Below are 12,938 nucleotides of genomic sequence, written 5' to 3' on the forward strand. Positions count from 1 at the left end.
AATTAGTAGTAAAATTAATAAATTTTTATTTTAAGGAGAAAATATGGACTTTTCTGCTAGATTAAAAGAGCTTGAAAGCTTTGAAAGAAAGGATAATAAAGCTAGTTTATCCTCTATGCTAAAACAAAATGGTTTTACTAGAAGAGATTTTTTAAAATACTCAAGTGCAATGGCAGCAATGCTAGGGCTTAGTTCAACTTTTGCACCAACTATTGCAAAGGCTATTGAATTAGCTGATAGATTGCCAGTAATATGGCTTCATATGGCAGAATGTACAGGCTGTAGCGAGAGTTTGCTTCGCTCTGATGCACCTACTATTGATAGCTTAATTTTTGATTATATTAATCTTGAATACCATGAAACTATTATGGCTGCAAGTGGTTTTCAAGCTGAAAGCAATTTAGAAAATGCTATGAAAAAACACAAAGGAAAATATATTTTAATGGTTGAAGGTGCTATTCCTGCGGGTCAAAGTAGTTTTTATTTAACGCTAGGAGCGCATGCAAAAAAAGGTGAAGAAATAGCAAAGCAAGCCTGTAACAATGCTGCTGCTATTTTTGCTATAGGAGCTTGTTCTTCTTTTGGTGGTATTCAAGCAGCAGCACCAAATCCAACTAATGCAATGCCTTTATCTAAAATTACAAACAAAGCAGTAATTAATGTGCCAGGTTGCCCACCAAGTGAAAAAAATATAGTAGGAAATGTTTTACACTATGTTTTATATGGTACATTACCTGCTTTAGATAATTATAATAGACCAAAATGGGCTTATGAAAATAGAATTCACGATTTATGTGAAAGAAGAGGGCATTTTGATGCAGGAGAATTTGTACAAAGCTTTGGCGACGAAGGTGCTAAAAAAGGATACTGTTTATACAAAGTAGGCTGCAAAGGTCCATATACATTTAATAATTGTTCTAAGTTAAGATTTAACCAACATACAAATTGGCCAATTGGTGCAGGGCATGGCTGCATAGGTTGTTCTGAACCTGATTTTTGGGATAATATGGGGCCTTTTGAAGAACCACTTAAATCTCATTTATTTAAAAGTATAAGCGCTGATGCAACTAGTGATAAAATAGGCATTGGGGTTTTAACTTTAACAGGGCTTACTATTGCAGCTCACGCAGTTATTTCAAGTGTAAAAAAAGACTAATTTAAAGGAAGAATATGCAAAAAATAGTAGTAGATCCAATTACAAGAATAGAAGGACATTTAAGAGTAGAAGTTGTTGTTGATGATAATAATGTTGTAAAAGAAGCATACACAGGCTCAACTTTATGGCGTGGAATTGAGACAATAGTAAAAAATAGAGACCCAAGAGATGTTGGTTTTATGACACAAAGAATTTGTGGCGTTTGTACATATTCACATTATCGTGCAGGTATTGAAGCGGTTGAGAATGCTTTAGGAATAATTCCACCTAAAAATGCAAAATTAGTTAGAACTCTTATGAATGCTGCTTTATATTTACATGATCATTGTGTGCATTTTTATCAATTACACGGCTTAGATTTTGTTGATGTTGTAAGTGCTTTAAGTGCTGATGTTAAAAAGGCTGAAGAAGAAGCACTAAAATGGTGCGATAAACCACTTGCTTGTGGGGTTGGCGATTTACAAGCAGTAAAAGAAAAACTAAAAAACTTTGTTGATAAGGGAGATTTAGGACCTTTTGCAAATGCTTACTGGGGGCATAAAACATATCGCTTTAGCCCAGAACAAAACTTAATTGCATTAAGCCACTATTTAGAATGTTTAAAAATTCAAAGAACAGCAGCACAATTAACAGCTATTTTTGGCGCAAAACAACCTCACCCGCAAAGCTTAACAGTTGGTGGTGTAACTTGCGTTATGGATATTTTAGACCCAAGTAGAATTGGTGAATTTAAAACTAAATTTTTAGAAGTAAGCGATTTTGTACATCGTGCTTATTTAGCTGATATTAAAATGGCTGCTAGTGTTTATAAAAATGAAGCTAGTGTTATGAATGATATTGGTGTTGATAATTTTATGTGTGCTAAGGAATTTTATTTAGGAGATGAGTATTTATTTGAAGGTGGAGTACTTTTAAATGTTTTAAGCAATCCTACTTTAAGTGAAATTGATGAAAGCGCCATAACAGAAGAAGCAACTCATTCTTGGTATAAAAACGATGCTGCTCTTCATCCTTATGATGGCGAACAAGAGCCGCATTATACTGGCTTTAAAGATGAAAAAACTCTTGATGAAAATGCAAAATTAGTAGATACTAAGGTTTTTGATACTGAAGGAAAATACAGTTGGATAAAAGCACCAAGATACAAAGGCTTACCAGTGCAAGTAGGTCCAATTGCTACAATTTTAATAAATTATTTTAAGAAAAATCCAATTGTTGTAAAAGAAGTTGATGCTTTATTAAAAGAGTTAAATATTGAACTAAAAGACCTTTTAAGTACTTTAGGAAGAACAGCAGCAAGAATGATTGAAGCAAAAATTGTTAGTGAAAATGCCTTAAAAGCACTTGATAGCTTGGTTGAAAATTTAAAAGTAGATGACAGTACTTGCGCAGCTTATGTTATTGATAAAAACAAAGAGTATAAAGGTAGATTTATAGGAAACGCACCTCGTGGAATGCTAAGCCATTGGGTTAGAATTAAAGATGGTGTTGTTAGTAATTACCAAGCAGTTGTTCCATCAACTTGGAATGCTTCTCCAAAAGATGCTAAAAAGCAAATGGGTAGCTATGAAGCCTGCATAATAGGTCTTAAGATTGCAGATTTAACAAAGCCACTTGAGATTATTCGTAAAATACATTCATACGACCCTTGCATTGCTTGTGCGGTACATGTTTTTGATAAAAAAGGAAATGAGTTAGGACGTTATAAAGTAGGCGTTTAAGGAGTTTATTATGAAAGAATATGAATTTAGTATTGGGCTTAGATTAGCTCACTGGATTAGGGCTTTTTGTATTTTAGCTTTATGCATTAGCGGTTTTTATATCGCTAGTGTTTTTGTAAGTCCTGAAGTAAATGCAGAACCTACTAATTTTTTACAAGCTAAGTTTCGTTTAGCTCATAATATTGCAGGTTTTATTCTTTTAGCTTGTTTTATTTTTAAAATATATTTATTTTTTATTGATAAACGTTCTAAAAAAGAATTAAGTTCAATTAAAGATGTATGTAATTTAAAAACTTGGATAGAGCAAATAAAATTTTATTTATTTTTAGGCAAACATCCACATTTAAATGGCGTTTATAATCCTTTGCAATTTGTAACGTATTTTGTTTTTTATATACTTATTGCTTTTTTACTATTAACAGGTTTTATTATGTACATTAATGTTTATCATGAAGGTTTTGCTGCTTTTATTACTCCAGTCTTAAAGCCTTTTGAAGAAATGATGGGCGGACTTGCTATGGTTAGAATAATCCATCATATTTTAACTTGGTGTATTATTATTTTTGTATGTGTGCATATTTATATGGCTACTTTTAATGCAGTAAAATCAAAAGATGGTTCAATGGACGCTATTTTTAGCGGATATAAATACAAATGAAAATTCTAGTTCTTGGCATCGGCAATGTTTTAATTGCCGATGAGGGGGCTGGGGTTTATTTTAGCTCTTGGTTTAATAAAAATCTAAAAAATAAAAATCAAAATATAGATTTTTTAGACGGTGGTACAATGGCAATGCACTTAGCACATATCATTGCTAAGTACGATAAGGTTTATGTAGTTGATTGTATTAATGCTGATGATTTAAAAATAGGTGATGTTGTCTTTTTTGATTACAAGGCAATACCAAATAATGTAAATTATCAAGGTAGCGCACATGAACTTGAGATGATGATGACACTTAATTTTATGGATATGCTAGGAGATTTACCGCAATGCTTTATTTTAGGCATAGTACCTACAAGATTAATGCCTATGGAATTTTCTTTAAGTGCTGATGTAAAAAAAGCTTTTTATTTGATGAAAGATACACTATTAAAAGCATTAAAACAAGATTATAAAGATTTAGAATTTGAAGAAAAAGTTAGCATTGATGAAGTAATTTTAGAATACAAAAATTTAGGACGATAATGATTTTTACTTATGAATTTAAAAGCAAATTAGATGATTTTGGACTTTTCTTACAAAGATTATGCGAAAAAGTTAAGATTGATTATAAATTAAATTATGATGCTTTAGTTTTTACTTTAGAATTAGATGCTAAAGAAGAAAAAATTTTAGAATTTAATGAAGAAGTAAAAAAGCTTCCTTATTTTATGTTTTTAGAAGATTTTTCTTTTAATCAAAATAAAGTTATAGAAAATAATTATAAAGCTAAGAATATTTTAAGCTTAAATTTATGTGATGAAATATTTTTAGATTTAAAATTAAAAAAACAAATTTTTAAAGAATGTAAAAAATCAAATTTTTGCATAGTTGCTAATTATGAACTTTTTAAAAAAGCTTTTATTTGCGATAAAAACACTCAAATATTATTAAATTCTTACGAAAAACCCTTTGTAAAATTAGCCCTAAAAAGCCTTTATCAAAAAGCACATAATTTAGATGATTATTTATATGTTTGCTTTGCACCAAGCAAAGAATTGAGTGAGAAATTAAAGAATACTAACGAGCTTTATTTTGTAGAAGATTCAAAAGATTTTTTAATTATTAGCACTTTTGATGATGATTTTTGCATTATAAATAATCCTTATTGTGATGAAAAAATTAAAGCTTATAATATTGATAATTTTATTTTTAATGCGCCAAGTACTTTAGCTGATTTTAAAAAAATGCTTTATACTTTAGAAAATGGAGAAAAGCTATTAAATAATTACGAAAAAGAGTTTAAGCTAAAAGAATTTAAACAAGAAAATAAATTAAACTTACTTGAGTTTATAAATTTTATTTTTGATTTTTTTGAGCTTGATATAAAAAGTATTCCAAATAAATACACTAAGGGTTTAAGAATTGATTTTATTGATGATATTAATTCGCAATTATTACTAGCTAAGACTTTTTCTAGCATAATGAGTTTTAAATTAGCTGGTGCTAAGATGATTGAAATTGGCGTGTTTGAAAGTTTAATTGCATATTTAGGCAAAAAAATTCCAAAAGGAGTTATTTATTCAACTATGTGCGAAAACGCAAGTTTTTTAAGCTACAACGCCTTTTTAAATAAGCATTTAAAGCTTAGTAGATGGCAAAATTATGAGTGTATTAATTAGTATTAAAGGTAGCGTTCAAGGTGTTGGCTTTAGACCTGAAGTTTGCGCACTTGCAAAAGATGAAAAATTAAATGGTTATATTTTAAACGATACCTTAGGTGTTAAATTAGCGCTTGATTGTACAAGACAAAGGGCGATTAGCTTTATAAATCTTCTTAAAAAAAAACTTAAAAAAAATCGTCCTTTAGCAAACATTCAAAGTTATAAAATCACAAATATAAATGAAAAATTTAATGATTTTACAATAAAAAAGGCAGGTAAAAATAAAGAAAATATAGCAGTTATCTTGCCAGATTACGCACCTTGTAAAGATTGCATTAAAGAATTAAACAATAAAAATCTTAAAAGAAGGTTTAATCACGCTTTTATAAATTGCACAAATTGTGGTACAAGATACAGCGTTATAAAAAAAATACCATATGATAGAAAAAATACAAGTATGAAAAAATTTTTAATGTGTAAAGAATGCACAAAAGAATATAATGATATTGATAATAGAAGATTTTATTCTGAAGTAATTGCTTGTAATGATTGCGGAGCAAAACTTAGTGCTGATATCAATAAGGCTATTAAATATCTTAAAGAAGGCAAAATTGTAGCTATTAAAGGAGTTGGCGGATACAATTTGCTTTGTAATGCAGAAAATAATGAAAGCGTAAAAAGATTAAGAATGCTTAAAAATCGTCCTAAAAAGCCACTTGCAATTATGTGTAAAGATATTAAAATGGCAAAAAAATACGCTTATATTTCTAAAGTAGAAGAAAGAATTTTACTTAAACAAAGTAGAAGTATTTTATTATTAAAAAGCCTTAATAAAACAGCTTTTAGTGTACATTTTGATTTTAAAAATATTGGCATTTTTTTGCCTAGTGCGCCTATATTTTATTTATTGTTTAAAGAGCTTGATTTTGCCCTTGTTGCAAGCAGTGCTAATATTAGCTCTGAAATGATTTATTCAAAAAGGGCTGAATTTAAATATTTAAAGGCTGATTTTATACTTTCTCATAATAGAAATATAGTAAATAAAATAGACGATAGCGTAGGGCAAGTAATTCATAATAAATATTTGCATTTGCGTAGTGCTAGAGGTTTTAGACCTTTATTTAAAGAGCATAAAATTAAAAAAGATTTATGTATTTTAGCTTTAGGAATGGAAGAAAAAAACGAATTTTTAATTTATAAAAATGGTCTTTGTATTTTTTCAGCTTACATAGGAGATATAAAAAATCTTAGCGTTTTTAATCATTTTATAAACACGCTTAGTTTTTTTGTAAAAAATTATAAGCTTAAATTTGATTATATTTTAGCTGATTTACACCCACATTTTTTACACACAAATTATTTTAAGAAACTAATTAGCGATAAAAATTATATTTTAGGAGTAAATAAAAATACAAAGCTAATACAAATCTATCATCACGCAGCACACGCAATGAGCTATGTAAAAGATAATATTTTAGCCTTTTGTTTTGATGGGACAGGATATAAAAATAATTCTTATATTAGCGGTTCTGAAATTATTGAAATTAAGCAAAAAGAACTTAAAACAAAATATTGTTTTGATGAGTTTAAATTATTAAATGTAAAAAATAATAAACTTTTAGCTTATTCTATTTTTAAAAAATATAATATTAATTGCGATTTTGAAGAAAAAAATTATGAAATTTTATATAATAACTGCTCATTGCTTACTTCTTCACTCGGAAGAATTTTTGATGCTTTTAGTTTTGTTGTTTTAGCTTTAGAAAAAAATGAATTTGAAGCACATAGTGCAATGATGATTGAGCAATATTATGATAAAAATATAAAAGATGAATATAATTTACTTTATGAAAATGGAAAAATAATTTTTAAAGATATTTTTATATCTTGCTTAAAGGAAGATAAAACTACAGCTTGTTCAAAATTTTTAAACACTATTGTAAGTTTAATTAAAACTTTAAGCATTGATAAAAAAGCTATTTTAAGCGGTGGTATATTTTGTAATAATACAATTATGCACAACTTATTAGAAGATAAAAATTATAAATTTTACTATGAAAAAGATTTAGCTTTAAATGATGCTTGCATTGCCTTAGGACAGCTAAATTATTTTTTATATGAAAAAGAATTTATAGAATAATTTTAAAAAGGAGTAAAAATGAAAGTTATAGTAGAAGCAAAAGCAAAAATTATGCAAGAAAACGAAACTCAAGCAAAGAAAAATCAAGAATTTTTTAAGCAAAATAATATTTTTTGTCTTAATTTTATGAGTTCTCCTGGAAGTGGAAAAACTACTCTTTTAGAAGCTATGATTAAAAAAAATATTTTTAAATTAGCTGTAATTGAAGGGGATTTAGAAACAAATAATGATGCAAATAGAATTATAAAAGCAGGAGCAAAAGCTTATCAAATAAGCACAGGGCAAAGTTGTCATTTAGACGCAATAATGATTAAAAAAGCCTTAGATGAATTTGATGTAAAAGATTGTAATTTAGTTGTAATTGAAAATATAGGAAACCTTGTTTGCCCTGCTTCTTATCTTTTAGGAGAAAATCTTAATGTGGTTTTACTTTCAGCTACTGAAGGTGCTGATAAAGTTGAAAAATACCCTGTAATGTTTAAAAGAGCTGATATTTTAGTTCTTAGTAAAATGGATATAGCGCAGTATTTTGATTTTGATACAAAACATATTTATGAAGAAGCAAAAAAACTTAATCCTAATGTAGTTATTTTTGAACTTTCTGCTAAAGATGATACAAATATAGATAAATTTTGTGCTTATATTAAAGAAAAAATGGAGAATAAATAATGTGTCTTTCAATTCCATCGCAAATAATTAGTATTGATGAAAACAATTACGCAATAGTAGATACTTTAGGGGTAAGAAGAGGTGTTAGTCTTGATTTAGTTAGTGATAGTGTTGAGGTTGGAGATTATGTCTTAATTCATGTTGGTTTTGCAATGCAAAAAATAAATACACAACAAGCTAAAGAAAGTTTAAAAATTTACAAGCAAATTGTAGATGAAATAGGCGAAGAAGAAGTATTTACTCATTTTAGCAAGGAATAAGAATGAATTTAATAAAAGATTATAAAGATGCTAGTATTGTAAAAAAATTAATCTCTTTAGCAAATCAAATAGAGCTTGATAGGGTTTATAATGTAATGGAAATATGCGGCGGACATACACATTCGCTTGTAAAATATGGCTTGATTAATGCTGTAAAAAATATTAATTTTATTCACGGGCCTGGTTGTCCTGTGTGCGTAATGCCAAAGCAAAGGCTTGATGAAGCAGTGTTTTTAGCAAGTATGCCTAATACTATTTTTTGTACTTTAGCTGATTTAATAAAGGTGCCTGCAAGTAATACAAGTCTTGAAAAATTAAGAGCAAATGGTTGTGATATAAAGGCTTTATATTCTCCTTTAGAAGTTTTAAAAATAGCTAGTGAAAATAAGGATAAAAATATAATCTTTTTTGCAATAGGTTTTGAAACTACAGCACCAATGAGTGCGGTTTTATTAGAAAAAATAATACAAAATAATATAAAAAATGTTTTTTTTCATATAAACCATGTAAAAGTTCCCGAGCCAGTTTGTGCCTTGCTTGATGATAAAGAGTGTAATATTGATGGTTTTTTAGCTCCATCTCATGTAAGTGTAATAATAGGAAAAAATGCTTATTTGCCTTTGGCGAAAAAATATAAAAAACCTTTTACAATTAGTGGTTTTGAACCCGTTGATTTAATGCATTCAATTATTAATTTATGTCTTCAATTTAAAGATAAAAGTTATGAAGTTTATAATGAATATTCAAGAATTGTGCAAGATGAAGGTAATATTCAGGCTTTAAATCTTATTAATAAGTATTTTAAATCTTGCGATTTTTTATTTCGTGGAGTAGGTGTTATAAAAGATGGCGGTATGGATTTAAAAGACGAATATGCTAAATATGATGCTAAAAAGGTTTTTGATATTAAGGTTCAAACTAAAGCTGAAAATAAATTATGCAAATGCCCAAGCATTTTAAAAGGTATCGCAAAGCCAAGTGATTGCGAAATTTTTGCAAAGGCTTGTACTCCTGCTCATCCTGTTGGTAGTTGTATGGTAAGTAGTGAAGGAGCTTGTGCTGCTTATTATAAATATATAAAAGCATAAAAGTAGCCAAAAAAGGCTACTTAAAAATTAGTTTTTAAATCTAAGTCTTTATATAAAAATGCTACTTCTTCTTCATAGCCATTAAAAAGTTCTGTGTCTTCTTTAAAAAATGAACCTAGCACTCTATGCCTTGCTTGAGACCATCTTGGATGGGCTACATTAGGATTAACATTAGCATAAAATCCATATTCTTTTGGATTATATTTTTGCCAAGTTGAGATTGGCTGGGTATTTGTAAATTCAATTTTTACAATGCTTTTAATATACTTAAATCCATATTTCCAAGGCACTACTAAGCGAATTGGAGCACCATTTTGAGCTAATAAAGGCTTGTTATATAAATGTGTTGCTAAAATAGTTAGTGGGTGCATTGCTTCATCTAGCCTTAATCCTTCTACATAAGGGTATTCAATCACCCCAAAAGAACTAGCCTGATCAGGAAAAATGCTAGGGTCATAAAGTGAAGTAAATTTTATGTATTTTGCTTCTTTTGTCGGTTTTGCTAAGGCTATTAAATCCTTTAGCATAAAGCCACCCCAAGGTAAATTCATACTCCAAGCCTCAACGCATCTTAATTTATAAACCCTATCTACTCTTTTAAATTGAGATATATCATTTAAAGTCATTGGATTTTCACAAAGTCCGCTAATTTCAATATTAATTGCTCTTTTTTCTAAGTTACTTTTTTTTGCGTATTCTACACAATCACTTTTATTTGTGCTAAATTCATAAAAATTTACATAATTAAAAGCGTATTCGCTATCGCTAGGTACTAATTCTTTTAATTTTAATAATTCTTCTGCTATTGCTTCATTTGCCACTAAAGCACCAGCACCTAATTTTAAAAAATTTCTTCTATTTTTATAAAATTTTTCTTCTGTTATCATAATAATAATCCTTATTGAAATTTTGGACATATATTATAAGCTTTTATTATTTTTCTTTTGTTAAACTGAAAGTAAATTTTTAAAATAAAGGATAGGCTATGTCTATAAAAGCAGATTTTATTTGGCTAGATGGTCAGTTGGTGAAATTTGAAGATGCTAAAGTTCATTTTTTAACTCATTCGTTACATTATGCAAATGCGGTTTTTGAAGGAACTAGAGCTTATTTAGGTGAAAACGGTATGGCAATTTTTAGATTACAAGACCATACAAAAAGATTACTTGAAAGTGCAAAAATCACTGCAATTACTCCAAGTTTTTCTCAAGAAGAATTAGAAAATGCTCAAATTGAATTATTAAGAGCGAATAATTTTAAAAGCAATGTTTATATCCGCCCTTTAATATTCTTAGGCGATGGAATAATGGGAATTTATCATACAAAAGCTCCTGTTAGAGTTGGTATTGCAGCTTGGGAATGGGGTGCTTATTTAGGCGAAGAAGGTCTAAATAAAGGTATAAAAGTATGCTGTTCGTCTTTAATGAGAAATTCTGCTAAGGCTAATTTTAATAAAGCAAAAGCTAGTGCAAATTATTTAAATTCAATGATGGCAAAATATGAAGCAATAAATAGTGGCTATGAAGAAGCTTTAATGATTGATGAAGAAGGTTTTATTGCTGAAGGTACTGGAGAATGCTTTTTTATGGTTAAAAATGGAGTATTAATTAGCCCACCAAATGATTATAGTCTAAAATCAATCACTCAAGATACTGTTTTAAAACTTGCAAAAGATTTAGGCATAGAAGTAAAACGCCAAAGAATTAGTAGAGATGAGGTTTATGTTTGCGATGAAGCATTTTTAGTAGGAACCGCTGCAGAAATAACTCCTGTTAATTCACTTGATAATAGAATTATTGCAGACGGCTTAAGAGGTAAAATGACTAAAAAAATTCAAGACGCTTTCTTTGATGTTGTTTATGGCAAAAATGAAAAATACGCATCAATGCTAACTTATATTTAATTTTTTTGAGAATTTTATGAAAATAAAATTCTCACTTTCTTTTATATTTTACTTTTAAAAACTATTACTAGGTAAAATGAAAATGCTATATGCGAATAATTTTTAAAAGGAGAAATATGCCAGCTGATTTAAATAGTTATTTTAATAAAAATAAAAAAGAAAAGCAGCAAATGAATTTTGATTTCAATTTTAAAGGTTTTGGTAAATTTAACGGACTTGTAATTAGTATTATTATAGTTTTTTTACTTGTAGTTATTACTAGACCTTTTGTGGTTATTAATTCAGGACAAGTAGGGATTAAAGCAACCGCAGGAGAATATAGCCCAATAGCACTTGAGCCTGGTTTTCACTTTTTAATACCTTTTATACAAAAAGTTTTTATAGTTGATACCACTGTAAGACAGATAAATTATGCTAGTGTTGAAGGGGTTGATGAAAGAAGATTTCAAAACACAAGTATTACAAATAAAAAATCAATTGAAGTAGTTGATGCTAGAAATTTACCTGTTTCAATAGATATTACCGTTCAGTATCGCTTAGACCCATTTAATGCACCACAAACAATTGCAGTGTGGGGGCTTGGCTGGGAAGATAAAATTATTGACCCAGTTATTAGAGAGGTTGTAAGGAGTGTAGTTGGAAAATATACAGCAGAAGAATTACCAACAAAAAGAAATGAAATCGCAACTTCAATAGAACTTGATGCTAGAAAAAGTATTGACTCACAAGCAAATAAGCCTGTTAGCTTAGAAAGTGTTAAATTAAGAGGAATTATTTTACCTGCTAAAGTTAAAGAGCAAATTGAAAGAGTGCAAATAGCAAAACAAGAAGCAGAAAGAACAAAATACGAAGTTGAAAGAGCAAATCAAGAAGCGTTAAAGCAAGCAGCTTTAGCAGAAGGGGTTGCAAAAGCAGCTATTATTGAAGCGCAAGGAAGAGCTGATGCTAAGAAAATTGAAGCAGATGCACAAGCTTATGCAAATAAAGAAGTAGCAAAAAGTGTAACAAAAGAATTACTTGAGTTAAAACAAATTGAAACTCAAAAAGAATTCAACGAAGCATTAAAAGTAAATAAAGATGCTAAGATTTTCTTAACGCCTGGCGGTGCTGTGCCTAATATTTGGGTTGATTTAAAAAACGATAAGCAAGTAAGTTCATATAATCGCTAATGAATAATTTAAAAGAATTTATATTTTTTCACTTGCAAAATTTCTACACTCAAGACTGGCTTATTCTTGGGTGTAGTTTTTTAATTTTTATATTTTTTATTTTACTTATTATTTTACTTTTAAGGTTTGCTAGTCTTTGTGTGTTGCTGATTATTATTTGTATTTTTACAGATATAGCCTTTTTTTATTACGCAAAAGATTTAGTAGATAAAAAATACAGAAATAGAGAATTCGTAGTTTTAAAAGACTATAAGATGATGTATTCTGATAATTTATATATTTTGTATAAATTAAGTAATAATTCAAAGCATAATTTTTCTATTTGTAAGTTAAATTATACAATTAACACTCCTAGTAAAAATTATCTTGAAAAAATTAAAAAAATCTTTAAACCTTTTAAAAGTGAAACAATAATAATAAAAGATTTAAAGAAAAATGAATATGTAGAAAAGGAATTAATTATAAAAAATATAAAAATTAATAATTATAAATTAAGCTACAATAGTGTTTGTTATTAAGGGGATAA

13 protein-coding genes are annotated in these 12,938 nt (G+C 28.4%); 12 read left to right on the plus strand and 1 reads right to left on the minus strand.

Features of this window, described 5'->3' with window-relative positions:
- Nucleotides 1-43: 43 nt before the first annotated feature.
- The 9 genes from CCANL266_RS02285 to hypD are packed head-to-tail and all read left to right on the plus strand — an operon-like array spanning nucleotide 44 to nucleotide 9,340.
- The gene (locus CCANL266_RS02285; RefSeq protein ID WP_172230766.1) at nucleotides 44-1,156 is read left to right on the plus strand and encodes a hydrogenase small subunit; all 1,113 of its coding nucleotides are present in this window, start codon (nucleotides 44-46) and stop codon (nucleotides 1,154-1,156) included.
- A gap of 14 nt (nucleotides 1,157-1,170) precedes the next feature.
- Nucleotides 1,171-2,877, plus strand: coding sequence for a nickel-dependent hydrogenase large subunit (locus tag CCANL266_RS02290; RefSeq protein ID WP_172230769.1), 1,707 nt, complete (start codon nucleotides 1,171-1,173; stop codon nucleotides 2,875-2,877).
- Between the two features lie 10 nt (nucleotides 2,878-2,887).
- Complete coding sequence (cybH, locus tag CCANL266_RS02295) at nucleotides 2,888-3,535, plus strand: Ni/Fe-hydrogenase, b-type cytochrome subunit (RefSeq protein WP_172230772.1); 648 nt, start codon at nucleotides 2,888-2,890, stop codon at nucleotides 3,533-3,535.
- The gene (locus CCANL266_RS02300; RefSeq protein WP_172230775.1) at nucleotides 3,532-4,065 is read left to right on the plus strand and encodes a hydrogenase maturation protease; all 534 of its coding nucleotides are present in this window, start codon (nucleotides 3,532-3,534) and stop codon (nucleotides 4,063-4,065) included. Before cybH ends, CCANL266_RS02300 begins: the two co-directional genes overlap by 4 nt.
- Nucleotides 4,065-5,201, plus strand: a complete 1,137-nt coding sequence (locus CCANL266_RS02305) for a hypothetical protein (RefSeq protein ID WP_172230778.1) — start codon at nucleotides 4,065-4,067, stop codon at nucleotides 5,199-5,201. Before CCANL266_RS02300 ends, CCANL266_RS02305 begins: the two co-directional genes overlap by 1 nt.
- Nucleotides 5,185-7,323 carry a carbamoyltransferase HypF gene (gene hypF / locus CCANL266_RS02310; RefSeq protein ID WP_172230781.1) on the plus strand — a complete coding sequence of 713 codons (2,139 nt, stop codon included), beginning with the start codon at nucleotides 5,185-5,187 and terminating at the stop codon, nucleotides 7,321-7,323. The genes CCANL266_RS02305 and hypF overlap by 17 nt, the downstream gene beginning before the upstream one ends.
- An 18-nt stretch (nucleotides 7,324-7,341) precedes the next feature.
- Nucleotides 7,342-7,992 carry a hydrogenase nickel incorporation protein HypB gene (gene hypB / locus CCANL266_RS02315; RefSeq protein ID WP_172230784.1) on the plus strand — a complete coding sequence of 217 codons (651 nt, stop codon included), beginning with the start codon at nucleotides 7,342-7,344 and terminating at the stop codon, nucleotides 7,990-7,992.
- Nucleotides 7,992-8,252: a HypC/HybG/HupF family hydrogenase formation chaperone gene (locus tag CCANL266_RS02320; protein ID WP_172230787.1), complete on the plus strand. Its 261-nt coding sequence runs from the start codon at nucleotides 7,992-7,994 to the stop codon at nucleotides 8,250-8,252. The genes hypB and CCANL266_RS02320 overlap by 1 nt, the downstream gene beginning before the upstream one ends.
- A 2-nt stretch (nucleotides 8,253-8,254) precedes the next feature.
- Nucleotides 8,255-9,340, plus strand: a complete 1,086-nt coding sequence (gene hypD / locus CCANL266_RS02325; protein WP_172230789.1) for a hydrogenase formation protein HypD — start codon at nucleotides 8,255-8,257, stop codon at nucleotides 9,338-9,340.
- Nucleotides 9,341-9,360: 20 nt separating this feature from the next.
- On the opposite strand, the gene msrP is transcribed toward hypD, so the two are convergent.
- Nucleotides 9,361-10,230: a protein-methionine-sulfoxide reductase catalytic subunit MsrP gene (gene msrP / locus CCANL266_RS02330; RefSeq protein ID WP_172234355.1), complete on the minus strand. Its 870-nt coding sequence runs from the start codon at nucleotides 10,228-10,230 to the stop codon at nucleotides 9,361-9,363.
- 95 nt (nucleotides 10,231-10,325) lie between these two features.
- Here msrP and ilvE point away from each other — a divergent pair, with 95 nt between their 5' ends.
- The 3 genes from ilvE (at nucleotide 10,326) to CCANL266_RS02345 (ending at nucleotide 12,930) form a co-directional block, all read left to right on the plus strand.
- Entirely contained in the window at nucleotides 10,326-11,243 is a 918-nt protein-coding gene (gene ilvE / locus CCANL266_RS02335) for a branched-chain-amino-acid transaminase (protein ID WP_172230792.1), read from the plus strand.
- Between the two features lie 116 nt (nucleotides 11,244-11,359).
- Nucleotides 11,360-12,412, plus strand: coding sequence for a prohibitin family protein (locus tag CCANL266_RS02340; RefSeq protein WP_172230795.1), 1,053 nt, complete (start codon nucleotides 11,360-11,362; stop codon nucleotides 12,410-12,412).
- Nucleotides 12,412-12,930, plus strand: coding sequence for a DUF2393 family protein (locus tag CCANL266_RS02345; RefSeq protein WP_172230798.1), 519 nt, complete (start codon nucleotides 12,412-12,414; stop codon nucleotides 12,928-12,930). The genes CCANL266_RS02340 and CCANL266_RS02345 overlap by 1 nt, the downstream gene beginning before the upstream one ends.
- Nucleotides 12,931-12,938: the final 8 nt, after the last annotated feature.

Origin of the sequence: Campylobacter canadensis (genome assembly GCF_013177655.1) — a bacterium.
GTDB lineage: Bacteria > Campylobacterota > Campylobacteria > Campylobacterales > Campylobacteraceae > Campylobacter_E > Campylobacter_E canadensis.

Bases quoted from the DNA above. Each gene is read 5' to 3' on its own strand.
- hypD (WP_172230789.1), top strand. From the start codon at position 8,255: ATGAATTTAATAAAAGATTATAAAGATGCTAGTATTGTAAAAAAATTA.
- hypB (WP_172230784.1), top strand. From the start codon at position 7,342: ATGAAAGTTATAGTAGAAGCAAAAGCAAAAATTATGCAAGAAAACGAA.
- CCANL266_RS02345 (WP_172230798.1), top strand. From the start codon at position 12,412: ATGAATAATTTAAAAGAATTTATATTTTTTCACTTGCAAAATTTCTAC.
- CCANL266_RS02320 (WP_172230787.1), top strand. From the start codon at position 7,992: ATGTGTCTTTCAATTCCATCGCAAATAATTAGTATTGATGAAAACAAT.
- CCANL266_RS02340 (WP_172230795.1), top strand. From the start codon at position 11,360: ATGCCAGCTGATTTAAATAGTTATTTTAATAAAAATAAAAAAGAAAAG.
- ilvE (WP_172230792.1), top strand. From the start codon at position 10,326: ATGTCTATAAAAGCAGATTTTATTTGGCTAGATGGTCAGTTGGTGAAA.
- hypF (WP_172230781.1), top strand. From the start codon at position 5,185: ATGAGTGTATTAATTAGTATTAAAGGTAGCGTTCAAGGTGTTGGCTTT.
- cybH (WP_172230772.1), top strand. From the start codon at position 2,888: ATGAAAGAATATGAATTTAGTATTGGGCTTAGATTAGCTCACTGGATT.
- CCANL266_RS02300 (WP_172230775.1), top strand. From the start codon at position 3,532: ATGAAAATTCTAGTTCTTGGCATCGGCAATGTTTTAATTGCCGATGAG.
- CCANL266_RS02305 (WP_172230778.1), top strand. From the start codon at position 4,065: ATGATTTTTACTTATGAATTTAAAAGCAAATTAGATGATTTTGGACTT.
- CCANL266_RS02285 (WP_172230766.1), top strand. From the start codon at position 44: ATGGACTTTTCTGCTAGATTAAAAGAGCTTGAAAGCTTTGAAAGAAAG.
- CCANL266_RS02290 (WP_172230769.1), top strand. From the start codon at position 1,171: ATGCAAAAAATAGTAGTAGATCCAATTACAAGAATAGAAGGACATTTA.